Raw genomic sequence first — 22,729 nt, 5'->3', positions numbered from 1 at the left:
CCACAGGGAGCGCGCATGTCCATCGCCGTCACCGGGGCCACCGGCCAGCTCGGCCGCCTCGTCGTCACCGCGCTGCTCGACCGCGGCGTACCGGCCGGGGAGATCGTGGCGATCGGCCGCGACCGCGAACGACTGGCCGACCTCGCCGGCCAGGGCGTCGTCACCCGGCCGGCCGACTACGACGACCCCGACTCGCTCCGGGCCGCCCTCGCCGGGGCCGAGAAGTTGATGTTCGTCTCCGGCAGCGAGGTCGGCCGGCGTCGCCCCCAGCACGCCAACGTGGTCACCGCCGCCCGGGAGGCCGGCGTCGGGCTGGTCGTCTACACCAGCATCGCGCACGCCGACACCGCCGACATGCGGCTGGCCGGCGAGCACCGGGACACCGAACGGCTCATCCGCGACTCCGGGCTGCCGTACGTCTTCCTGCGCAACAGCTGGTACCTGGAGAACTACACCGACCAGCTCGACGCGTACCGGGAGCACGGGGTGGCGGGCGCGGCGGGCGACGGGCGGGTCAGCGCCGCCACCCGCGCGGACTACGCCGAGGCCGCCGCCGTGGTGCTCACCTCCGACGGTCACGACCGGCAGGTGTACGAGTTGGGCGGCGCACCGTTCACGCTCACCGACCTCGCCGCCGAGGTGGCCCGGCAGACCGGCGCGCCGGTCGGCTACACCGACCTGCCGGCGGACCGCTACACCGAGGTGCTGGTCGCCGCCGGCCTGCCCGAGGGGTACGCGGACGTGCTCGCCGACAGCGACCTCGGTCTCGCCCGGGGCGAACTGGAGGTCGGCGACGATCTCGCCAAGCTGCTCGGCCGCGCGCCGACCACGCTGGCCGAGGCGATCCGCGCCGCACGCTGACGACGCCGCCGCGCCCGGCCGCCCCGACCGGCGGTCAGGCGCGCTCGGCGCGCCGCTTCACGAGATCGTCGACGAGCGTCTCGACGTAGTCGGCGGTCTCCTCCCAGCGGGTCACCGCGACACTGCGGATGCCCATCGCCTTGACCGGGTAGTCGTTGCCGCCCACGTCGAGCCGGTCCCCCACGAACAGCACGTTGTCGATCTTCAGATCGAGGTGCTCCAGCAGCTTCCGCATGCCGTACGCCTTGTCCACGCCTTGGCGCGTCACGTCGATCGAGGTCGAGCCGCCGCTCCGGACCTCCAGGTCGGGCAGCTTCGCGGCGACCGCGTCGCGCAGCCGCTTCTTCTTGCTGCCGTCCGGGTCCCAGCCGTACTTCTCCGCCGGCGGAGCGGACTGCCCGAGCGCGGAGAACGTGATCTGGCTGCCCCGGTCCTCGACGATGTCACCCCACGTCTTCGTCTCCCACAGCCCGAGCGCCTGCGCCGACTCGGTGAGCGCGGCGATCACCCGGGCCTTGTCCGCCTCGCTCAGATCCTCCGCGTAGACCAGCCGCCAGTCGCCGGACGACCAGCGGTAGTAGCGGGTGCCGCAGGTCGGCATCAGGTGCAGCCGGTCGCGCTGTTCCTCGGTGAGGTCGAGGTGGGCCAGCACCTGCGACTGGAACTGCTCGAACCGCCCACCGGAGATGATCAGGACGTCCACCTCGGTGAGCAGGTGACCGAGCAGGTCCGCCATCCGACGATCGATCTGGGACTTGGAAATCGCCAGGGTGTCGTCGAGGTCGAACGCCACCACTCGAAGATCGTTCACGAATACCTCATGTGTCGTCGCGGGCTGGTCGGGACTAGCAGGGTACCGATGCGGCCTGACGCGTTCCTGAGCGCCGGGGGGCTCCACCCATTGACGGAGAGTAACAAGCAGGCCGCGTACGACGACCGGAAAGCGCTGGACACGCGGCGTCGTCGACGTCGATGGTGGGCCGATGCGCCAGGACGAGATCTGGGACGGCGAGGCCGCCCGACGCTACGACACGCCGGGCACCGGGATGTTCGCGCCGGAGGTGCTCGGTCCCACCGTCGACCGGCTCGCCGCGCTCGCCGGGACCGGCCGGGCCCTGGAGTTCGCCATCGGCACCGGCCGGGTGGCGGTGCCACTCGCCGCCCGCGGCGTGCCGGTCAGCGGGATCGAACTCTCCGTACCCATGGTGGAGCAGTTGCGGACGAAGGTCGACGCCGCCACGGTGCCGGTGGTGGTCGGCGACATGGCCGGCGCGACCGCGCCGGGTGAGTTCACCCTGGTCTACCTGGTCTACAACACCATCGCCAACCTGCTCGACCAGGACCAGCAGGTGGCCTGCTTCCGCAACGCGGCGCGGCACCTCGGGCCGGGCGGCCGGTTCGTGATCGAGCTGTGGGTGCCGGAGCTGCGCAAGCTGCCCCCGGGCCAGCAGGCGACCGTGTGGCACACCGAGGCCGGCTACATCGGCCTGGACACCTACGACGTGCTGCGCCAGCGGGTGGTGTCGCACCACTTCCACTTCGGCGACGGCCGCGAGGCGCGGGTCTTCCGCACCCCGCACCGCTACATCTGGCCGTCCGAACTGGACCTGATGGGCCGGTTGGCCGGCTTCACGCTGGAGAGCCGGCACGCCGACTGGGCCGGCGCGGAGTTCACCGCGGAGTCCCGCTCCCACGTGTCGGTCTACCGGCTGGCCTGAGCGCCGCGCGAGCGCACTGGCACCGACCCATGCGCTCCGCTACGATCAGCAATCGATGCGTCACGATGAGCTGATCTCCCCTGGTGGTTCAGGGGGTGACCCGACCTGCTTCGGGGGTTGATCCATGCCGGACGTCGCCAAGGTCACCGCGCAGCCGTACCCGTTCAGCCCACCCGACCGGCTCCACCTCGACCCGCGCTACGCCGAGCTGCGGCGCACCCAGCCGCTCATCCGGGTGCGGCTGCCGTTCGGCGAGGAGGGGTGGCTCGCCACCCGACACACCGACGTGCGGACCGTCCTCGGCGACGCGAGGTTCAGCCGGGCCGCCAGCGTCGGCCGGGACGAGCCACGGCTCACCCCGAGGCAGATCGAGGGCGGCATCCTGTCGATGGATCCGCCGGAGCACACCCGGCTGCGGCGGCTGGTCGCCAAGGCGTTCACCGCCCGCCGGGTCGAGCAGCTCCGGCCCCGCATCCGGCAGATCGCCGACGACCTCATCGATGCCATGGTGGCCGGCGGGACGCCGGCCGACCTGGTGGAGCACTTCGCCACCCCGCTGCCCATCCAGGTGATCTGCGAGCTGCTCGGGGTGCCCTTCGCCGACCGGCACCTGTTCCACGTCTGGTCGGAGGCGATCGTCTCGACCACCTCGCTGCCGCCCGAGCGCATTCAGGAATACCTCGACAACCTGTACGCGTACATCGGCGAGCTGGTCCAGCAGCGACGCCGGGCGCCCACCGACGACCTGATCTGCGCGATGGTGCGGGCGCGCGACGAGGACCAGGACCGGTTCACCGAACAGGAGATCGTGCAGCTCGCCGCCGGGCTGCTCGCCGCCGGCCACGAGACCACCGTCACCCAACTGCCGAACTTCGCGTACGTCCTGCTCACCCACCCGGAGCAGCTGGCCTGGCTGCGGGCCGACCCCGCCCGGGTGCCGACCGCGATCGAGGAGCTGATGCGCTACGTCCCGCTCGGGGTGGCCTCCTCGTTCGCCCGGTACGCCACCGAGGACATCAAGGTCGGCGGGGTGCTGGTGCGGGCGGGGGAACCAGTGATCGGCTCGATCTCGTCGGCGAACCGCGACGAGACCGTCTTCGCCGACCCCGATCGGCTCGATCTCGGACGGGAGACCAATCCGCACATCGGTTTCGGGCACGGCGTGCACCACTGCCTGGGGGCCCAGCTCGCCCGGATGGAGCTACAGGTCGGGATCGGCACGCTCGTCGCCCGGCTGCCCGAGCTGCGGATCGCCGTCCCCGAGCCGGAACTCACCTGGAAGAGCGGCATGATCGTCCGAGGTCTGGCCCGGATGCCGGTGGCCTGGTGAGCGCGGGCTGGCGGATCGCCGTCGACGCACGGCGCTGCATCGGGTCGGGTGGCTGCGTCGGCATGGCGCCGGCCCACTTCCGCCTGGAGGCCGGGTCGGCCACCCCGGTCGCGACGACTGTCGAACCGGACGAGACGGTGATCGACGCCGCCGAGTCGTGCCCGGTCGAGGCGATCACCGTACGCGACGACGACGGTGAGCTGATCGCTCCCGCCTGACACGACGCCTGACCTCGACGCACCGGAATCGTTCCCGCGGGTCGTGGGTCACCGAGGGTTTCGGGGAGCGATGCAGATTCGTCAACAGGTGCCCGAACGCACCGTCATCGGCCACCGACATCTGACGGTACTCATACATCACCGTTCGGTTTCGAGACGAAAACCCTTGCGCGTCCGCTGCATGGTGGATACCGCCGTCCCCTACGGAGACGAAACGCCCAAGGCGCTCACAACCACATGTCCCGCCCTGGCGAACTGATGCAGCAGAACGTCCGGGCAGTCGGCCGACATACCTCCAGCAACGGCTGAGGAGATCATCGGCTGAAGCGGGGATGGTTCTTGATGGTCCGGCTGAGCAGACTCGCCGTGTACGCCGTTACACACAGTCTCCCGAAGGGTCCTATCAGTGAGCTACAGCGCTCCGCCGCCCCCCGGTTATCCAGCTGTGCAGTCGCAGCAATTTCCGAAGAAACGCCCCATGAAGCTCATCGTTGGAGCGGCCGTCGGCGCTGTCCTGGTGCTTTGCTGCGGCGGAGTGACTATCGCTGCGGCGGTCGGCGGTGACGACTCGCCGCCCGCAAGAAGCGCCAACGCGGAGACGACCGCCGCAGCCTCAATCCCGACAGAAAGCCCCGCAGCGCCGGTGGTGGAGATCACCACCGCAGCACCCACCACCGCAGCGCCTACCGCAGCGGCGCCGAAGCCGAAGCCGAAGGCCACCACCACGGCGCCGGCCGAGCCGAAGCTGTCCGTAGAGCAGCAGAACGCCATCGAGGCCGCCTCCAATTACCTCCAATTTCAAGCGTTCTCCCGCTCCGGTCTGATCAAGCAGTTGGAGTTCGAGGGCTACCCGAGGAAGATCGCGACCGCAGCCGTGGATTCCCTGAAGGTTGACTACAGAAAACAGGCCTCCAAGACGGCGAAGAACTACCTCGACACCCAGGCGTTCTCCCGTTCGGGCCTGGTCAAGCAGTTGGAGTTCGAGGGGTACACGCACGCACAGGCCGTCTACGGCGTCGATCAGGTGATGTGAGGCGGGCATACGCCGCGCTTCGTCGTCACCGACCGCGCACGGCGTGGTGCTCCCGCCTCGCCGGCATAGGCGTCACGACGGTTCATAGGCCAGATTCGGTCGCAGCCACCGCTCGACGTCGGCGACGCTGGTGGCGCGGCGAGCGGCGTAGTCTTCGACCTGGTCCTTGCCGATACGGCCCACGGTGAAGTATTTCGCCGCCGGGTTGGCGAAGATCAGCCCACTGACGCTGGCTGCCGGCGTCATCGCGAAGGACTCCGTCAGGCCGATGCCGAGCTCGGCGGCGTTCAGCAGGTCGAACAGTTCCCGCTTCTCGCTGTGGTCCGGGCTGGCGGGATAGCCGAGCGCCGGTCGGATGCCCCGGAAGCGTTCGGCGTGCAGGTCGGCGAGGTCCGGCATGGCATCTGGTTCGAACCAGTCGCGGCGGGCCTTCAGGTGGATGTACTCGGCGAAGGCTTCGGCAAGCCTGTCGGCCAATGCCTTGACCATGATTGCGCGGTAGTCATCATGCTGGGCCTCGTACTGCGCGGCCAGGGAATCGGCGCCGTGGATGGTCACGGCGAAGCCGCCCAGGTGGTCGCCGGCAGGGGCCACGTAGTCGGCCAGGCAGCGGTTGTCGCGGCCGGCCGGTTTGACCGTCTGCTGGCGCAGCATCGGCAGGCGCACCCCGTTGCCGAGGACGATGTCGTCGCCCTCGGAGTGCGCGGGCCAGAAGCCGTAGATGCCTCGGGCCTGGAAGGAGCCGTCCTTCGTGATCTTGTCGAGCAGGGTGTTGGCGTCGTCGTAGAGCTCGCGGGCGACCGGCTGATCCAGGATCGCCGGGAACTTGCCCTTGAGTTCCCAGGCCAGAAAGAGGAACTGCCAGTCGATCATCTCGCGCAGCTCGGGAAGGGTGGGCTGGACCGTCCGTCGGCCGGTGAAGTCCGGGGTCGGCAGGTCGCTGAAGTCGACCTCCTCGCGGTTGGCGCGCGCCTCGGTCAAGCCGAGCATCGGCTGGGAGCGCCGGTTGGCATGCGCCTCGCGCAACTGCTCCTGGTCGACGCGGTTGGCGCGGTCCAGCTCGCGGGCCCGGCCATCGTCGAGCAGATCGGACAACACGCCGACGACCCGGGACGCGTCGAGCACGTGCAGAGTTGTGCCGTCGTACGAGGGGGCGATGCGCACGGCGGTGTGTTGACGCGATGTCGTGGCCCCGCCGATCAGCAGGGGCACCTTGAGGCCGCGGCGCTGCATCTCGGCACCGACTGTGACCATCTCGTCGAGCGATGGCGTGATCAGACCGGACAGGCCGATGACGTCAGCGCCCTCGGCGACCGCCGTGTCCAGGATCCGGCTGGCCGGAACCATCACGCCCAGGTCGATGACCTCGTAGCTGTTGCAGCCCAGGACCACGCCCACGATGTTCTTGCCGATGTCGTGCACATCACCCTTCACGGTCGCCAGCACGACCTTGACCTGCCCGCGGCCCGGATCGATCCGCCCCTCCAGACGGGCCTGCTCCTTCTCGGCTTCCATGAACGGTTCGAGGTAGGCCACCGAGCGCTTCATCACCCGGGCGCTCTTGACCACCTGCGGCAGGAACATCTTGCCGGCGCCGAACAGATCGCCGACGATCTTCATTCCGTTCATCAGCGGACCCTCGATGACATCGAGAGGTCGGTCGAGGCCCAGCCGGGCCTCCTCGGTGTCCTGTTCGATGAAGTCGACGATGCCGTGGACCAGCGCGTACGACAGCCGCTCGTGCACCGGCGCCTCGCGCCAGGACAGGTCGACCGCACGCTTCGTACCGGAACCGGTAACGGTCGACGCGAAGGTGACCAGGCGATCGGTGGCGTCCGGGCGGCGGTCGAAGATCACGTCCTCGACGAGCTCGACGAGGTCGGCGGGGATGTCGGCGTACACAGCGAGCTGGCCGGCGTTGACGATGCCCATGTCCAGCCCGGCGCGCACAGCGTGAAACAGGAACGCCGAATGCATGGCTTCGCGAACCACGTCGTTGCCGCGGAAGGAGAACGACAGGTTGGAGATGCCGCCGCTGGTGCGGGCCCCCGGGCAGCGCGCCTTGATCAGCGGGAGGGCGTCGATGAACGCCTTCGCGTACCCGTTGTGCTCGGCGATGCCGGTGGCGACCGCGAGGACGTTCGGGTCGCAGATGATGTCCTCCGGCGCGAACCCGGCCTGCTCCACGAGCAGGTCATAGGCCCGGCCGCAGATGGACACCTTGCGTTCGGTGGTGTCGGCCTGGCCGTGTTCGTCGAAGGCCATCACCACCACGCCGGCGCCGTAGTCGTGGATCCGGCGGGCCTGAGCCAGGAAGGACTCCGTGCCCTCCTTGAGGCTGATCGAGTTGACCACACCCTTGCCCTGCACGCACTTGAGGCCGGCTTCCAGAACCGTCCACTTGGAACTGTCGATCATCACTGGGATACGGGCGACCTCCGGCTCGGTGGCGATGAGGTTGAGGAAGGTCGTCATGGCGCGCTCGCTGTCGAGCAGGTCCGCGTCCATGTTGACGTCGAGCAGGTTGGCGCCGCCGCGGACCTGCTCCAGGGCCACGTCGACCGCGCCCTGATAGTTTTCCGACTCGATGAGCCGGCGGAACTTGGCCGAGCCGGTGACGTTGGTGCGCTCACCGATCATCACGAACCCGGTGTCGGGTCCGATCGCGAACGGCTCCAACCCGCTGAACCGGGTGGTTTCCGGCAGGGCGGCAACGGCCCGTGGCCGTGTGCCGGCCACGGCGGCGGCGATCCGGGCGATGTGGTCGGGTGAGGTGCCGCAGCATCCCCCGGCGATGTTGAGCAAGCCGGACGCGGCGAACTCACCGAGTAGGCCGGCGGTCTCCTCCGGCGTCTGGTCGTAGCCGCCGAAAGCGTTCGGCAGACCGGCGTTGGGGTGACACGCCACGTAGGTTCCGGCGATCTTGGAAAGCTCCTCGACGTGCGGGCGCATCTCGGCCGCGCCCAGCGAGCAGTTCACGCCGACGACCAGCGGATCGGCCCGCTCTATCGAGCGCCAGAAAGCCTCCACGGTCTGCCCCGACAGAGTCCGGCCGCTGAGGTCGACGATGGTCACGGAGATCCACAGCGGCAGCTGCGGCGCGACCTCGCGGGCGGCGGCGATCGCGGCCTTCGCGTTCAACGTGTCGAAGATCGTCTCGATCAGAAGCAGGTCGACACCGCCCTCGGCCAGGGCCGAGATCTGCTCCGCGTACGCCGCGCGCACCTCGTCGAAGTCGACGGCGCGATACGCCGGGTCCTCGACCCGCGGCGACAGCGACAGCGTCACGTTCAGGGGCCCGACCGAGCCGGCCACGAACCGGCCATCGAACTCGTCCGCCGCCTGCCGGGCCAGCCGGGCACCCTGAACGTTCATCTCACGAACCAGTGGCTGGAGCCCGTAGTCGGCCTGGCCGATGCTCGTCGCCGTGAAGGTGTTGGTGGTGGTGATGTCGGCGCCGGCGGCCAGATACTGCCGGTGCACGTCCAGAATGAGATCAGGCCGGGTGAGGTTGAGCAGGTCGGGATCACCGCTGACATCCTGCGGATGGTCGACGAGCAGGTCGCCTCGATAGTCCGCGGCGGTGAGCTTCGCGCCCTGCAACATCGTTCCCCAGGCACCGTCCAGCACCAGAACACGCTGCGACATCAGCTGCCGCAGCGACGATGCGGCACTGCCATGGTCAGGTAACGCGCTCAAAGCCGCCTCCGATGCTCGGAGGCGCCCTTGTCGATGACACAAAAGCCGAGCGTGGCGGGCTTCGCCCGTTGCAGCGCCTCTCGGCCTGACCGGTATATGATACCCCGATCCGCTCGCCTGGTCGTCCCGTGACGCCTCGGCGTCCAGCCGCGGCGGCAGGCGGCACGTCGAAGCCAACCACTACACAGGATGAAAAGCGCTCACTGAGGGGCGTACGGAGCGTTTCGAAATCACATGGATGAACGCCAAGGGCCTGGCTGGCTCCCTGCTGGTCAGGCCTTGGTTGTGCCCCCGGCAGGATTCGAACCTGCGACACACGGTTTAGGAAACCGATGCTCTATCCCCTGAGCTACGAGGGCGCGAGGGCCTAGTCTAGCGACCTGGGGTTCACCTGGGGTGGCAGGGAGTGGCCCACGTTCACCCACGTTCCCCCGTCCGCCGTTGTCGCAGCCCAGGACCACACGCCGAGCACACGAACCCCGGTTTGCGCCCGGCGGTCGGCCGCAGTGACCCGTGTTGGCGCCGGTTCACCCGGGTTGGCATCCGCTGGAGAGCACACACCGCGCACATCATCGAAGACCTACACCCTCGCCCGGGTCCCACTCCTCGCGGTGCACAGGCTGCAAGGCTGGCTGCGCGCGGATTGCGCATAACCCCGATCTTGCCAGCCATGGGACGCATATCCTGCTGCTGCGCCCGGCCTTGGTGTCAACGGCCAAGGACGGGTGGCTAGTTGGGCAGCCGACTCCACAGAGCGCGAAGCCCAAACCCCCTGCCGGGCGATAAATCCGACCGCACTGGCGGGCGAGTAGCCGAACCGGCGGCTGCCCGGACCGGCTCTGCCGCCGCAACTGTCGTCTGTACGGCAAGGGGTTGGGGCACCTTCGAGAGCGGTGCCGACCCCTTCCACGAACGTCCCCGCCCAGGTGGCCCGCATATCGAACACCAGATCACCGCATAGCGAACGCGACTGGTGCCGCAAATCGAAAGACTAAGCCCTCGCAGATCGAAAATACACCCGTTATCATGACGCCGTGCCCACCTCGCACCTGATCCCCCGCCGCGCCGCCGCGCAGGTCAATGCCGCTCTGGCGGACACCCGCGTCGTCTTGATCAGCGGAGCACGCCAAGCAGGCAAGAGCACCCTGGTTCGCCTCGTTGCCGGCGATCGCCTGGCCGAGCGCCGCGATCTTGATCGGGCTCAGGACCGGGCGGCGGCGATCGCCGACCCGGTCGGGTTCGTGGACTCCTCCGAACTCCTGGTCGTCGACGAGATCCAGCGCGCTCCGGAACTCCTGCTGGCCATCAAGGCAGCAGTCGACGAGGACCCTCGTCCGGGCCGGTATCTGCTCACCGGCTCGTCACGGTTGTTCGGCATGGTCGCCGCCCCGGACGCGTTGCCCGGCCGGATGGAGACCGTGGAACTCTGGCCGTTCTCCCAAGGCGAACTCGACGCTGAGCCGGACGGGTTCATCGACGCCGTTTTCACGCTCGGTCCGGACCTGCGACACGAGTCGAAGGTGACCCGCGCCGACTACGCGGCCCGGATCGTGCGCGGCGGCCTACCCGAGGCCACCACCCGTACCGACCCGCGCCGCCGCCAACGGTTCCTCGACGCCTACGTCCAGGCGCTCATCGACCGCGATGTCCGGCAACTGTCCGACATTCAGCACAAGGGCGAGCTACGCAAACTGGTACGCCTGCTTGCGGCCAGGTCCGCGACCATCATCGCCGCCAACTCCCTCGAATCCGCCCTCGGACTGAGCCGGCCGACGATCGCCCGCTACCTCCAGGCCCTGGAAGAAATCTTCCTGATCAAACGGATCCCGGGCTGGTCCCGCAACCTGGGCACCCGGGCCACCGCCGCGTCGAAACTGATCTTCGTCGACTCAGGCATCGCCGCCAACGAGATCGCGACCGACGCCCGGGCACTGCTCCGGCCGGGCGCACCGTTCGGCCCGCTGCTCGAATCATTTGTCCTGTCCGAGCTGTCCCGGCAGCTAACCTGGTCCGAGCAGCCCGTCGACCTGTCCCACTACCGCGACCAGAGCAGGTACGAAGTCGACGCGGTGCTGGAGAACCGAGCTGGTCAGGTAGTCGGGATCGAAGTCAAAGCAGCCACCACCGTCGGACCCGACGACTTCCGCGGGCTACGCCGACTCGCCGACCGCCTCGGCGACGACTTCATCGCCGGCATCGTCCTCTATACCGGAACCTCCACGCTGCCGTTCGGCGACAGACTCCGCGCCATGCCGGTAAGTACCCTGTGGCAGGTTTCCGCCTCGACCGCAGACTGACCTCGCCCGCAGGTCACTCCTCAGCCGGTCAGGGCCACCGAGGACCGAAAGGGCGTGGTCTGCTGATCTTCAGCAAGCGATCGCAACTGGACCGCGCAGCGACCGGCACACGAGGCCAAGAAACGAAGAGCCGCAGGTCATCGGCCTGCGGACAGCGGTGGAGCGTCGGGTTAGGAAACCGATGCTCTATCCCCTGAGCTACGGGGGCGCGAGCGCACAGTCTAGCGACCTGGGCGTTCACCTGGGGTGGCAGAGAGCGACAGGCGTCCACCCATGTTCCCCGGGCCCTCGTTCGCCCAGCCCAGGACCACACTCGAAGACTCCATACGACCGTAGTTGATCATGACGCACACGGTGGGCAGCCGGCGCGATGGGTTCGCGTCGGCGGATGCTCATGTGGCCAGGGTCGACCGTCCGGGCGAAGAGTCGTGAGTCACCATCACAGGATACCCCCGGGGGGTAGGGTGACGGTGAGGAGGCGAGACGATGTCCCACGACGCGCATCAATACGGCGATCACCCGGCAGCTGCGGGCCAGCGGCACGGCACGTCCGGGCAGGGGGATCACGGCGGGCACGACAAGCACGCAGGGCACGATCCGGAGGCGTTCCGTCGCAAGTTCTGGCTGAGCCTCGCGCTCACCGTGCCGATCGTGGCGACGAGTCACATGGTGATGGACTGGTTCGGCTACCGGCTCGACTTTCCGGGCATCGGCCTGGTCGGGCCGGTGCTGGGGACCGTGGTGTTCGCGTACGGTGGCTGGCCGTTCCTGCAGGGCGCGGTGCGGGAGGTGCGGGACCGGGCGCCGGGGATGATGCTGCTGATCGCGATGGCGATCAGCGTGGCCTACGTGGCCTCGCTGGCGACCGCGCTCGGGGCCTTCGACCTGGACTTCTGGTGGGAGTTGGCCGCCCTGGTGACCATCATGCTGCTCGGCCACTGGCAGGAGATGAAGGCGATCGGCCAGGCCCAGGGGGCGCTTGCGGCCCTCGCCGCGCTGCTGCCCGACGACGCGGAACGCATCGGCGACGACGGCGAGCCACACCGGGTGTCGGTGACCGATCTGCGGCTCGGCGACGTGGTGCTGGTCCGGCCGGGCGGGCGGGTACCGGCCGACGGGCAGGTGATCGACGGCGGCGCCGAGCTGGACGAGTCGATGATCACCGGGGAGTCGAGGCCGGTCGCCCGGGGCGTCGGGGACCGGGTGGTGGCCGGCACGGTGGCCACCGACGCGGCGATCCGGGTCCGGGTGGACGCGGTCGGCGACGACACCGCGCTCGCGGGCATCCAGCGGCTGGTGGCGCAGGCGCAGCAGTCCAGTGGGCGGGCGCAGGTGCTCGCGGACCGGTTCGCCGCCTGGCTCTTCTACATCGCCACCGCCACCGCCGTGGTCACCCTCGTGGTGTGGACCCTGGTCGGGAACCTCGACGAGGCGGTGGTCCGCACCGTGACGGTGCTGGTGATCGCCTGCCCGCACGCCCTCGGCCTGGCCATTCCGTTGGTCATCGCCCTGTCCACCGCGGTGGCGGCCAAGGGCGGCATCCTGGTGAAGGATCGGCTCGCCCTGGAGCGGATGCGCACGGTGGACGCGGTGCTGTTCGACAAGACCGGCACCCTGACCCGCGGCGAGCACGCGGTGACCGGGGTCGCCGGAGTGGGCGACGTCTCCGACGACGAGGTGCTCGCCGTCGCCGCCGCGGTCGAGGCCGACAGCGAGCACCCTCTGGCGCGGGCCATCGTCGCCGCCGCGCAGCAGCGGCAGATGTCCCGGCGGGCGTCGGGATTCCGGTCCCTGACCGGCCGGGGCGTGCGGGCTGAGGTCGACGGCACGACGTACGCGGTCGGTGGCCCGGCGCTGCTGCGCGAACTGGACGCGGCGGTACCCGACGATCTGGCCCGCCACCAGCGGGAGTGGTCCGACCGAGGAGCGGCGGTGCTGCACCTGCTGCGCGTCGACGGCGACGGCGACGGCCGGGCCGTCGTGGTCGGCAGTCTCGCGCTGGAGGACGAGGTCCGCCCGGAGGCCCGGCAGGCGATCGCCGACCTGCGCGACCGGGGAGTCCGGAAGATCGTGATGATCACCGGTGACGCGCGGCCGGTCGCCGAGGCGGTCGCCGCCGATCTCGGCTTCCGGCCCGGCGAGGACGAGGTCTTCGCCGAGGTGCTGCCGGCGGACAAGGACGACGCGGTGGCGGACCTGCAGCGGCGGGGCCTGCGGGTGGCGATGGTCGGCGACGGGGTGAACGACGCCCCGGCGCTGGCGCGGGCCGACGTGGGCATCGCCATCGGCGCCGGCACCGATGTGGCCATCGAGTCGGCCGGGGTGGTGCTGGCCTCCTCGGATCCGCGCGGTGTGACGGGAGTGATCGCCCTGTCCCGCGCCTCGTACCGCAAGATGATCCAGAACCTGGCCTGGGCGGCCGGCTACAACGTCGTCGCTCTTCCCTTGGCGGCGGGCGCGCTGGCGTGGGCGGGTGTGACGCTCAGTCCGGCCGTCGGCGCGGTGCTGATGTCAGCGTCGACGATCGTGGTGGCGCTCAACGCCCAGCTGCTGCGCCGGGTGCGGCTACGCCCGCAGGACCAGCAGTGACGGGTTGTCCGGCAATCGGGGACGGGTGGCCGGTAGCGTGCTGCCCGGCTGGGCGGTGTGCCTGGCGGTCATCGGCGGCTTCGGGGTGGCGCTGGCGGCGGCCTCGGGGCGGGACTTCGACAAGCAGTTCCTCACCATGATGATCGCCCACCACGAGGGTGCGATCTCGATGGGCCGGACGGAGGCCACCCAGGACGCCAACACCGACGCGAAGGCCCTCGCGGAACGGATCAGCACCAGCCAGCAGACCGAGATCGACACGATGAGGTCCATCCTGGCCAGGATCTGACCAGGAACGCGGTGGCCGGACCCGGGTGGGCGTCCGGCCACCGCGCCGCCCGCGCTCAGGCCAGGTACGCCAGGTTGACCATCATGCCGGTTTCGGCGTGGTACGGGTTGTGGCAGTGGGTCATCCACTGACCCGGGTTGTCGGCGTCGAGGTCGACGGTGACGGTCTGTCGGGCGGGCACGATGACGGTGTCCTTGCGGGTGCCTGAGCCGACGACGGCGAAGGTGTGCCCGTGCACGTGCATGGGGTGGAACATGGCGCTGCGGTTGATCAACCGCAGCCGCACCCGTTCCCCCTGCCGCACCGTCAGCGGTGCGGAGTGCGCGTAGTCGGCGCCGTTGATGGTCCACCGGTACGGCATCATCGCCCCGTCGAGCACCAGGTCGTGGGTGCGGTCCACCGCGCGGTCGGGAAGACGAACGGCGTCGGGCACGGGCTGAGCACCGGTGACGAGGACCGCTTGATCGAGTTCGCCGGGACGCGCGTCGGCAGGCGGCGCGTCGCCGGCGCCGGTGCGCACGACGGCGACCGCCTGCCCGCTCTTGCCCTCGGCCGAGGCGACCAACGGGAACACCCCGTCGGCGAGGGTGACCGTGACATCGGCGCGCTCCCCCATGCCCAGCAGCAGCGCGTCGGCGTCGGTCGGGGTGACGGACCAACCGTCGGTGTGGGTGAGGGTGAGCCGGTGCCCGCCCAGCGCCACCCGGAAGGCGGTGTCGGCGGCGGCGTTGACCAGGCGCAGCCGCACCCGCTGGCGAGGGCGGCCGGTGAACGTGACAGGGGCCGTCGGGACGCGGCCGTTGACCAGATACCAGGGGTAGGCGACGTCGCCTGTGCCGCCGAGTAGCGGCGAGACGTACCGCTCCATGCCCGTCCCACCGCCGGCCATTGCCATGTCGCCCATGGCTCCCATGCTCCGCAGCCCGGTGAGGACCTCGTCCGGGGTGCGGCCGGTCCCGTCGACCCAGTCGTCGAGCACGACGATCCACTCGGCGTCGTAGCGGCCCGGCTCGGCCGGGTCGTCCACGATCAGGACGCCGTGCAGGGCCCGGTCGAGTTGCAGTCCGGTGTGCGGATGGAAGAAGTACGTGCCGGGGTCGGGGACGGTGAACGCGTACGTGTGCCGGGCACCGGCGGGGATGGGCGCCTGGGTGAGGCCGGGCACGCCGTCCATGTCGTTGCGCAGCGCCACCCCGTGCCAGTGCACGCTGGTGTCCACGGGCAGCCGGTTGTCCACCTCGACGCGCAGCAGGTCACCGGCGCGCGCCCGGATCACCTGCCCGTCCGGGCTGTCGGTGTAACCCCAGGTGGACACGGTCGGACCGCCCAGGTCCAGACTCACCGGCCGAGGTGTCAGTGTCGCGGGGATCGTCCGGCCACCCGCACGGCGGCGGGCCGCCTCGACGCTGGCCGCCGCCGTACCGTCCGGGGCGACCAGCCGCGCGGACCCGCCCACGGCCCACGTCCACCCGCTGACGGCAGCACCGAACGCGACCGCGCCCACCGCGCCGACAAGCACCTGACGACGCGAAACCCGCCGCGGCCCGGTCACCACGACACATCCCGTCGATGGCACTTGTCGTCGTCCATCTCAGCGCAGACGAACCGCTCGTGATGAATCTGACGGCCGACGTCCCGCCCGCCGGCCCGGACCCGCCACGCGGACCCGCCACCGACCGACATCGGCGCCGCCGCCATCAGCAGCGGCCACAGCCACCCGCCGGATCCCGTCATCGCCGCTCACCCGCCTGCACCAGCCGGACCCGCACGTTCCAGGTCATGTGCACCTGGCTCGGACGCTACGACCACCAGCCATCCCGCGGCAGGGCGATCGGGACCAGTCGGACGGGTAGAAGGTCCCGACCGACCTGGCCGGGCGGCGCCGACTACACGCCGCCCTACCAGGCCAGCACCATGCTCTCCCTCGCCCTGCTCATTCCGTGGAGCATGCTCATCCAGCGATGGCTCTACGGCGTATCCGGCCAGTTCGGCGCCTACCGGGCAGGCGGGCGGGTGGTGGCCGGGGGCACGGCCTCGCAGGTGGTGCCGTCCGCTGGCAGCTTTCCATCGATCAACGCGGCGTCAATGGCGGCATCGATACACGGGCCGCTGGTGCGGTAAGAGGTGTGGGCGACGCCCTCGCGGGTGAGCAGGACGGCGTTCTCCAGCCGCTCCGCCATGGCCTCGGCCCAGTGGTACGGGGACACGTTGTCCAGCCGGCCACCGACCACCAGGATCGGCGGGGCGCCGGCGCCGGTGAGTTCCCGCGTGAAGCGGTCCTCGTTCTCGACCGGCCACAGCGCACAGTTCAACGCGCTGTAGGCGGCCCGGCTGCCGAGCCGCTCCCCGCGTTCGGCGATCTTCTTCGCCGCCGCGTGATGCTCGGACAGCTTGCCCAGCTTCGGCCAGTCCACGCACCGGACCGCGTTGTGCGGCTCCTGGAGGATCGCGAACGGCCCACCGAACGGCGCGACCGTGATCCTTGAGACCAGGAAGTGCAGAGCCGTGCCGTTGCCCTGCTGCGCGGCGAGCAGGCCCGCGGTGAGGGTGGGCCAGAGCACCCGGTTGCCGGCCGCGGCCCGTACGGCTTCCAGGGCCATCGCCCCGTCGAGCGTGCCGCCCGGCGTGAGGCCCTCCGCCGGGGGAACCCGCAGCGGCTTCGCCTCCAGCTTGGTGATCAGGGCGTCGAGCGCGGCCTCCGGATCACCGTCGCCGAAGGCGCACACCCGCACGCCTTCGGCACGGCAGGTCCTGAACCAGGCGTCGAGCGTCTCCTCGTTGGAGCGGGCGACGTCGTCCAGCAGCCGCAGCGGGTCGTTCTGCCACAGGCTGGTGTCGACCGGGGCGTCGATCACCATCTGGCGTACGCGGTCGGGGAAGAGCGTGGCGTACATCGGTCCCACGACCGTGCCGTAGGAGGCGCCGTAGAAGGTGATCTTCTCCTCGCCGAGCGCGGCGCGTACCTGGTCGAGGTCCCGGGCCACGTTGTCGGTGGACAGGCTCGCCAGGAACTCGGGGCTCTGGTGGGCCAGGCAGCCCTTCGTGACGGTGCGGGCGTCGGTGAGCAGCGTGCCGAACGGCTTCCCGCCGGGGATGGTGGGGTCGCGGTTCTCGGCTGCCTGCTCGGCGCGCTGCTCGTCGGTGAGGCAGCGCACGGCGCCGGACTTCCCGACCCCGCGCGGGTCCATGCCGACGACGTCGAACCGGGCGACGACGTCGGGTGAATAGGGGCCCGTGTCGTTGGCGGTGTCGATGGACGCGACCGTCTCGGTGGCCGGCACCCCCGGACCACCCGGGTTGATGAACAGGCTGCCGATGCGTCGGGCCGGGTCGGTGGCACGGTGCCGGGTCACGGCGAGCTTGATCTGCTCGCCGTCGGGGTCCGCGTACTCCAGGGGCACCTCGACGGTGGCGCAGTCGAGGCCCTGACCGCACTCCGCCCACCGCGCCGGCGCCGGGGTCGGCGCGGGCACGGCCGGGCCGGCGGTCTCCGTGGCGCGGTCCGCCGCCGCCGTGCTGGCCCCACCGGTGCAAGCGGTCAGGGCGAGCGCGGCGGCGGCCAGCGCCGCGGCGATCCGTAGCGGTCGGGGTGACACGCTGATATGTCGGTGGGAGAGTCGCATGTCATCGACGCTAGGCGGGCCAACCGGCTCCGTTATCCGACCAAGGCTCCGGATCCCCGAACCAAAGGAGGAGCGGTCAATCCGGGGGAACGAGTCCCGCCTCCTGCACGAGCAGTGCCACCTGTACGCGGTTGGTGAGATCCAGCTTGGTGAGGATCGCCGACACGTGGGTCTTGACAGTGGTCAGGCCGAGGTGGTGCCGCACGGCGATCTCCGCGTTGGTGCGCCCGGCGCCGATCTCGGCCGCCACCGTCCGCTCCCGGTCGGCGAGCACGCCGAGACGACGTCGGGCGGCCTGCTGCCGACCGTCCTGCTCCGAATCCGCGACCCGCGCGATGAGTCGACGCATCACCTCGGGCGAGAGCACGGGACGTCCCTGCGCCGCGTGCCGGATCGCCACGACGAGCTCGTCGGGCGGGGTGTCCTTCAGAAGGAACCCGGCCGCGCCCGCCCGCAGGGCACGCAGCACATGGGCATCGGCGTCGAAGGTGGTGAACACGATGACCTGCGGAGCGGACGATCCCCCGCGCAGCGTTTCCGTGGCGGTGAGCCCGTCGGTGCCGGGCATCCGGATGTCCATCAGCACCACGTCGGGCCGGTGGCGTCGGGCCAACTCCACCGCCTCCGCGCCGTCGCTCGCCTCGGCCACCACCCGCAGGTCGGGCGCCCCGCTCAGCATCATCTTCAGCCCGAACCGGACCACCGGGTCGTCGTCGGCGACCAGCACGTCGATGACCGGCCCGTCCCCGGCAGGCGTGCCGTCGGCCGGCGGGAGAAGGGTCACGACGGCCAGGGTAACCGCAGCCGGAGCCGCCAGCCGCCCGAGTCGGTCGGCCCGTGGTCGAGCTGCCCGCCCACGAGCCGGGCGCGCTCTCCGAGCCCGCGCAGCCCCGCCCCGGAACCATCGGGACGCGAGGACGGAACCGTCGGCGGCGCGTTCACCACCTCGGCGGTCACCTGGTCGTCGGGCCGTCCCGTGAGGCGGACCACCACCGGCGCACCCGGCGCGTGCTTGCGTACGTTGGTCAGGCCCTCCTGCACGAGGCGGTAGAGCGTGCGACCCTGCGTCTCCGGGAGGTTCCGGTCCTCGGTCGTCACCCCCGCCTCGTCCCGTAACTCGACAGGCGTGCCCGCCTGACGGGCCTCGTCGATCAGCTCCGGGATGTTCTCGACGCCCGGCAGTGGCAGCTCACCCACGGGAGCCCGGAGCACCCCGATCACCTCGCGGAGGTCCTGCAGGGCGCGGTGCGCGTTCTCGCGGACCACCTCGGCGGCCCGCGCCCGGTCCTCGGCCGGCGCGTCGCGCGAATAGGCGAGGGCGCCCGCATGGACGCTGAGCAGCGAGAGCCGATGTCCGAGGACGTCATGCATCTCCCGCGCGAGCGCCTCCCGGGCCTCCCGGGCCGCATGCTCGGTCCGCAGCAGCGCCTCGACCTCGGCCGCCGCCGCCCGCTCCCGCAGGGCGGCGACCAGCGCCCGGCGGCTGCGTACGGACAGCCCCCACGCCACGATGGCGAGGTTCCCCAGCCCGATGATGACGAACACCGTCATCGGCGGTGCCGCCGTCTCGGGCCACTGCAACTGGTAACCGGTGAGCGCGGCCAGGCTGACCGCACACACCGCGACCGTCGCCCTGGTGGAGCGATGCACCGCGACGGTGAACAACGCGACGATCGCGGCCGGAGCGACCGTCTCCGAGAACGAACTCGCCACGGCCAGGACAGCGCCGAGCACGACCGGGAACCGGCGCCGCCACCACAGCGCCAGAGCGCCGAGCATCCCGGTGGCCCAGTCCGCGTACCGGATCCAGGCGGAGCCCGGCACCGCGTCGTTGACCTGGGAGACCACCGAGATCAGTCCGACCGCACCGGCCAGCACGATCAGGGTGGCGTCGACCACCCGGTCGTCCACCGCCTCCCGGAGGGTCCGACGCGGGGGCTCGGTTGTCCGACTCATCGCATCGAGCCTAGGGCTCGCGGAGAATCAGCACCCACGGTGTCCGCTCCCACCTCCGCCGGCACCAGCGCCGCCGGCACCAGCGCCGCCGTGGCCTGCGCACCGGGCTGCGGCGTCCCTTGCGGTGCGCTACCGCGTCGGATACAAAGTTGGCATCGAGACTTCCGATATCGGACAGTCGCCGGAGCACCGGCCAGTCGTGGAGGCAGGCGGATGGCATCGACCCCCGTGGACGGCTCTGCGTACCAGCCGGAGCCCGCCGGACTCGCACCGGACTGGTCCCACCCTAGGCACAACTCGGAGATCGACTGGGACACCTTCGATCCGCGGTCGTACCTGAGGTCGAACTACGTGACCCTGCGCACCGACGACCGCGAGATCCTGCGCCATCTCCGGGACTTCTTCGCGGCGGCGGAGCTGTCCGACGCCCGGTGCCTGGACGCGGGTTCGGGCGCGAACCTCTACCCGGCACTGGCCATGCTGCCGTTTGCGGAGCGCCTCGACCTGTGCGAATGGTCCGCCGCCAACGTCGACTGGCTCCGTACCCAGCTCGACGGCTACGACGCGTCCTGGGACCCCTTCTGGCAGGTGTGCGCGGAGCAGCCGGCGTACTCGGCGGTGGCCGATCCGCGGCGCCGTCTCGCGCGGGTGGGCCGGGTGCACAGGATGAGCGTCTTCGATCTGCCGGCGCAGAGCTGGGACGCGGGAACGATGTTCTTCGTGGCGTGCTCGATCTCCTCGGACGCGGCGGAGTTCGAGCGTGCGATCGCCCGGTTCCTCGGGGCCCTTCGACCCGGGTCGCCGTTTGCCGCGGGCTTCATGCTCGGCTCCCGCGGTTACCTCGTCGGCGAGCACTACTTCCCGGCCGTGACGTTACGAGCCGACGACGTGGCGGCCACGGTCGGAGCCGGCGCGGACGACCTGGCTCTCCACGAGGTACGCGCCGAGCCACCGCTGCGCGAAGAGGACCTCAGCATGCTGCTGGTCACCGGCCGTACCCACGACCGGCGATGACCGTGTCCGGTCGGTGCCGGCCCGGGTTCGGTCCGGGCCCGCCCGAAGGTCACCGATCGACGGCCCGACCACCGGCGGTCCACCGCCACCCCGACGAGGCGCTGCTGACCGCCCCGAACCGGCCGCCACCCCCGCCTTCAACCCGCCGTCGATGCTCGATGACATCGCCACCGCGCCACGCCGGGCGAGCGAGGGGTTTCCCATGCTGGTTTTCATGACCTCTCCGACGGGTGGCACCGGGCGCTCCGTGACCGGCGCGAACATCGCCTACCGCAGCGCGCTGTCCGGCCGGCCGACCTGCTACCTGGACTACGACTTCGGCTCGCCGACCGCCGGCACCACGTTCGAGATTCCCTGGGCCGCCAACGGGGTGGAGGGCACCGGGCCCGACGGCGGCGGCCTGCACCGGTACCTGCGCGGAGAGATTCCGGCACCGGCGCAGCTGGACGTCTGGAACGGTGCGGGAACGCGCCGGCGAGGGCGCCCGATCGGCGCCGGCCCCCTGGTGGTGCTGCCCGGCCAGCGCTACGGCAGCGACTTCGGCTTCACCGACGACATCGCCAGGCGCTGCGCCGAGCTGTTTCTCCGGCTGGAGGAGGAGTTCGATCTCACCCTGGTGGATCTGAGCGCCGGCCGGTCCTACGCCAACCAGCTCGCCCTGGCCGCCACCGCCACGCCGGTGCTGCGGAAGGTGACCGCCCGGTGGGTGGTCTTCCACCGGTGGACGCCGCAGCACGTCACGGCGGCCGCCGATCTGGCCTTCGAGGCCGGCGGGATCATCGCGATGGGCAAGGAGTACGGCCACGAGCCGGAACGGCTCCGGGAGTCGCTGCGGTTCGTGCGTACCGCCGTGCTCAGTTCGCACGGCCCGGAGGTGCAGCATCTCGGCGTCGCGCAGCAGGCCTTCCTGCGCAGATGCGACGCGGAACTGTCCGAGCTGGCCCGTCGGCGGGGCATCGGACGCTACGCGCTGCTCGGCACCGTTCCGCTGGATCCGCTGTTGCAGTGGCGGGAGCAGCTCATCACGGATCACGACGTATCTCGCGGGATCGCCAGCGCGGAGACCGTGCGCGCCTTCGCCACGCTGACGGAACGGCTCTTCGACGACACCGTGTGGGAGACCTTGTGAGATCCGTGGACGTCAGTTTCCAGGAGACGGCGGCGGTGCGTCGTACGGAGAGCGTGGCCTACTCGCACTTTTCGGTTGAGCTGGGGCACATCTACGCGGAGGACTTCGGCGACGGGTGCCGGGAACTGGCTCGCAAGTTCGAGCGCATCGCGGTCTGGGCCCAGGCGATCCCGGCGCTGGCCCAGCGAGGGCTGCCGCCCGACCGGCGGCCACGGATAAGCACGTGTTTCCTGGTGGACGACTACTTCCACCGCTTCGGCAGCCCTCGAGAGGTGATACCGCAGGTCCAGCGAGCTGCGAAGGCACACGGCCTCACGTTGGACTACGTGGCCCGGGAATCCAGTTTCGCCCGGTACGGCGACGTGGAACTGGCCCAACTGGTGGTCGACACCCTGGTGGTCGAGCCACCCCGGCACACCACCGGGATCCGGCCGCCGTTGAGCGAGACCGGGTGGCTGTCCAACGGCAGGCGCTCCCCGGGCCACGCCGGCGCCCCGGCGCTGACTCCGCCGAAGCGGTGGTCCCCACCGGTGGAGTCCGGTGACCCCCGGCACTCCATCTTCGTCGATGTCGAGCTGTGGTCCGACGAGCCGCAGGGTCGGGTGTGGGCCTGCGCGCTGCTCGCCTCGGTCTGGCAGATGATCCGGTTGGGCGTGCTGCGGCACCGGGGTGAGCCGGTCACCCAGCCGTACCGACTGCCGGCCGACGAGTCGCTGCCGACCGACTGGGACAAGCTGCCGGCGATCGTCCAACTGAACCGGGCCGCCGCGCCGTTCTGCGCGTACCGGACGGTTACCCTGATGGACCCCCGGTACCTTCCGGTGGAGCTGGCGGTGCGGACCATCCTCGGCCAGGTCGCGGTGCCCCCGGTGGTGGCCCGGCAGGTCGCCGAGCGGGCGACCGGCGAGGGCGTACAGCTACCCGTTGATCTCGTCGACCGGCTGAGCTACGTGTTCACCGGCGGATAGGGCCG

The 22,729-nt window shown here is 70.6% G+C and carries 17 protein-coding genes, 1 tRNA gene and 1 riboswitch; of the genes, 11 read left to right on the top strand and 7 right to left on the bottom strand.

Annotation, left to right across the window (positions count from 1 at the left end):
* Window positions 1–15: 15 nt before the first annotated feature.
* Window positions 16–861, top strand: coding sequence for an SDR family oxidoreductase (locus C8054_RS01715; protein ID WP_107154873.1), 846 nt, complete (start codon window positions 16–18; stop codon window positions 859–861).
* A gap of 34 nt (window positions 862–895) precedes the next feature.
* On the opposite strand, the gene C8054_RS01710 is transcribed toward C8054_RS01715, so the two are convergent.
* Window positions 896–1,672: an HAD-IIB family hydrolase gene (locus C8054_RS01710; protein WP_107154872.1), complete on the bottom strand. Its 777-nt coding sequence runs from the start codon at window positions 1,670–1,672 to the stop codon at window positions 896–898.
* A 172-nt stretch (window positions 1,673–1,844) separates the two neighbouring features.
* Here C8054_RS01710 and C8054_RS01705 point away from each other — a divergent pair, with 172 nt between their 5' ends.
* From C8054_RS01705 to C8054_RS01690, 4 genes are all read left to right on the top strand, one after another.
* Window positions 1,845–2,579 (top strand): class I SAM-dependent methyltransferase, encoded by a 735-nt coding sequence (locus C8054_RS01705; protein ID WP_107154871.1) that lies wholly within the window; start codon window positions 1,845–1,847, stop codon window positions 2,577–2,579.
* Window positions 2,580–2,703: 124 nt separating this feature from the next.
* Complete coding sequence (locus tag C8054_RS01700) at window positions 2,704–3,909, top strand: cytochrome P450 (RefSeq protein ID WP_107154870.1); 1,206 nt, start codon at window positions 2,704–2,706, stop codon at window positions 3,907–3,909.
* The gene (locus tag C8054_RS01695) at window positions 3,906–4,127 is read left to right on the top strand and encodes a ferredoxin (RefSeq protein ID WP_107154869.1); all 222 of its coding nucleotides are present in this window, start codon (window positions 3,906–3,908) and stop codon (window positions 4,125–4,127) included. Before C8054_RS01700 ends, C8054_RS01695 begins: the two co-directional genes overlap by 4 nt.
* 478 nt (window positions 4,128–4,605) lie before the next feature.
* Entirely contained in the window at window positions 4,606–5,160 is a 555-nt protein-coding gene (locus tag C8054_RS01690; RefSeq protein WP_107154868.1) for an Ltp family lipoprotein, read from the top strand.
* A 72-nt stretch (window positions 5,161–5,232) separates the two neighbouring features.
* On the opposite strand, the gene metH is transcribed toward C8054_RS01690, so the two are convergent.
* Together metH and C8054_RS01680 are read right to left on the bottom strand one after the other, a co-directional pair.
* A complete protein-coding gene (gene metH / locus C8054_RS01685) occupies window positions 5,233–8,820 on the bottom strand; it encodes a methionine synthase (RefSeq protein WP_255562914.1) in 3,588 nt (1,195 codons plus the stop codon).
* A 51-nt stretch (window positions 8,821–8,871) separates the two neighbouring features.
* A riboswitch (S-adenosyl-L-homocysteine riboswitch) is annotated at window positions 8,872–8,947 on the bottom strand.
* A gap of 198 nt (window positions 8,948–9,145) precedes the next feature.
* A tRNA-Arg gene (locus C8054_RS01680) sits at window positions 9,146–9,218 on the bottom strand.
* A gap of 675 nt (window positions 9,219–9,893) precedes the next feature.
* On the opposite strand from C8054_RS01680, the gene C8054_RS01675 reads away from it, so the two are divergent.
* The 3 genes from C8054_RS01675 (at window position 9,894) to C8054_RS01665 (ending at window position 14,034) form a co-directional block, all read left to right on the top strand.
* Window positions 9,894–11,156 carry an ATP-binding protein gene (locus tag C8054_RS01675; RefSeq protein ID WP_107154866.1) on the top strand — a complete coding sequence of 421 codons (1,263 nt, stop codon included), beginning with the start codon at window positions 9,894–9,896 and terminating at the stop codon, window positions 11,154–11,156.
* Window positions 11,157–11,642: 486 nt separating this feature from the next.
* Complete coding sequence (locus C8054_RS01670; RefSeq protein ID WP_107154865.1) at window positions 11,643–13,745, top strand: heavy metal translocating P-type ATPase; 2,103 nt, start codon at window positions 11,643–11,645, stop codon at window positions 13,743–13,745.
* A 25-nt stretch (window positions 13,746–13,770) separates the two neighbouring features.
* Window positions 13,771–14,034: a DUF305 domain-containing protein gene (locus C8054_RS01665; RefSeq protein ID WP_233219422.1), complete on the top strand. Its 264-nt coding sequence runs from the start codon at window positions 13,771–13,773 to the stop codon at window positions 14,032–14,034.
* Between the two features lie 55 nt (window positions 14,035–14,089).
* On the opposite strand, the gene C8054_RS01660 is transcribed toward C8054_RS01665, so the two are convergent.
* The 4 genes from C8054_RS01660 to C8054_RS01640 all read right to left on the bottom strand — a co-directional run bounded on the left by C8054_RS01660 (window position 14,090) and on the right by C8054_RS01640 (window position 19,613).
* Window positions 14,090–15,586 (bottom strand): multicopper oxidase family protein, encoded by a 1,497-nt coding sequence (locus tag C8054_RS01660; protein ID WP_233219421.1) that lies wholly within the window; start codon window positions 15,584–15,586, stop codon window positions 14,090–14,092.
* A 442-nt stretch (window positions 15,587–16,028) separates the two neighbouring features.
* Window positions 16,029–17,630 (bottom strand): alpha/beta hydrolase, encoded by a 1,602-nt coding sequence (locus tag C8054_RS01650; protein ID WP_199199453.1) that lies wholly within the window; start codon window positions 17,628–17,630, stop codon window positions 16,029–16,031.
* Between the two features lie 103 nt (window positions 17,631–17,733).
* Window positions 17,734–18,441: a response regulator transcription factor gene (locus C8054_RS01645; protein ID WP_233219420.1), complete on the bottom strand. Its 708-nt coding sequence runs from the start codon at window positions 18,439–18,441 to the stop codon at window positions 17,734–17,736.
* Window positions 18,438–19,613, bottom strand: coding sequence for a sensor histidine kinase (locus C8054_RS01640; RefSeq protein ID WP_107154861.1), 1,176 nt, complete (start codon window positions 19,611–19,613; stop codon window positions 18,438–18,440). Before C8054_RS01640 ends, C8054_RS01645 begins: the two co-directional genes overlap by 4 nt.
* A 213-nt stretch (window positions 19,614–19,826) precedes the next feature.
* On the opposite strand from C8054_RS01640, the gene C8054_RS01635 reads away from it, so the two are divergent.
* From C8054_RS01635 to C8054_RS01625, 3 genes are all read left to right on the top strand, one after another.
* On the top strand, window positions 19,827–20,627 hold the full coding sequence (locus C8054_RS01635) for an SCO2525 family SAM-dependent methyltransferase (protein ID WP_107154860.1): 801 nt from the start codon (window positions 19,827–19,829) through the stop codon (window positions 20,625–20,627).
* Window positions 20,628–20,841: 214 nt separating this feature from the next.
* Window positions 20,842–21,756: an SCO2523 family variant P-loop protein gene (locus tag C8054_RS01630; protein WP_233219419.1), complete on the top strand. Its 915-nt coding sequence runs from the start codon at window positions 20,842–20,844 to the stop codon at window positions 21,754–21,756.
* The gene (locus tag C8054_RS01625; protein WP_107154859.1) at window positions 21,753–22,724 is read left to right on the top strand and encodes an SCO2522 family protein; all 972 of its coding nucleotides are present in this window, start codon (window positions 21,753–21,755) and stop codon (window positions 22,722–22,724) included. The genes C8054_RS01630 and C8054_RS01625 overlap by 4 nt, the downstream gene beginning before the upstream one ends.
* The last annotated feature ends 5 nt before the right edge of the window (window positions 22,725–22,729 follow it).

This window comes from Micromonospora sp. RP3T (assembly GCF_003027925.1).
Taxonomy (GTDB): Bacteria; Actinomycetota; Actinomycetes; order Mycobacteriales; family Micromonosporaceae; genus Micromonospora.
This window is presented reverse-complemented; position numbering and strand designations above follow the sequence as displayed.

What these genes read in the sequence shown, in the direction of transcription:
- C8054_RS01700 (WP_107154870.1), top strand. Translation starts at nt 2,704, where the DNA reads ATGCCGGACGTCGCCAAGGTCACCGCGCAGCCGTACCCGTTCAGCCCA.
- C8054_RS01635 (WP_107154860.1), top strand. Translation starts at nt 19,827, where the DNA reads ATGGCATCGACCCCCGTGGACGGCTCTGCGTACCAGCCGGAGCCCGCC.
- C8054_RS01705 (WP_107154871.1), top strand. Translation starts at nt 1,845, where the DNA reads ATGCGCCAGGACGAGATCTGGGACGGCGAGGCCGCCCGACGCTACGAC.
- C8054_RS01630 (WP_233219419.1), top strand. Translation starts at nt 20,842, where the DNA reads ATGACCTCTCCGACGGGTGGCACCGGGCGCTCCGTGACCGGCGCGAAC.
- C8054_RS01690 (WP_107154868.1), top strand. Translation starts at nt 4,606, where the DNA reads ATGAAGCTCATCGTTGGAGCGGCCGTCGGCGCTGTCCTGGTGCTTTGC.
- C8054_RS01640 (WP_107154861.1), bottom strand. Translation starts at nt 19,613, where the DNA reads ATGAGTCGGACAACCGAGCCCCCGCGTCGGACCCTCCGGGAGGCGGTG.
- C8054_RS01715 (WP_107154873.1), top strand. Translation starts at nt 16, where the DNA reads ATGTCCATCGCCGTCACCGGGGCCACCGGCCAGCTCGGCCGCCTCGTC.
- C8054_RS01670 (WP_107154865.1), top strand. Translation starts at nt 11,643, where the DNA reads ATGTCCCACGACGCGCATCAATACGGCGATCACCCGGCAGCTGCGGGC.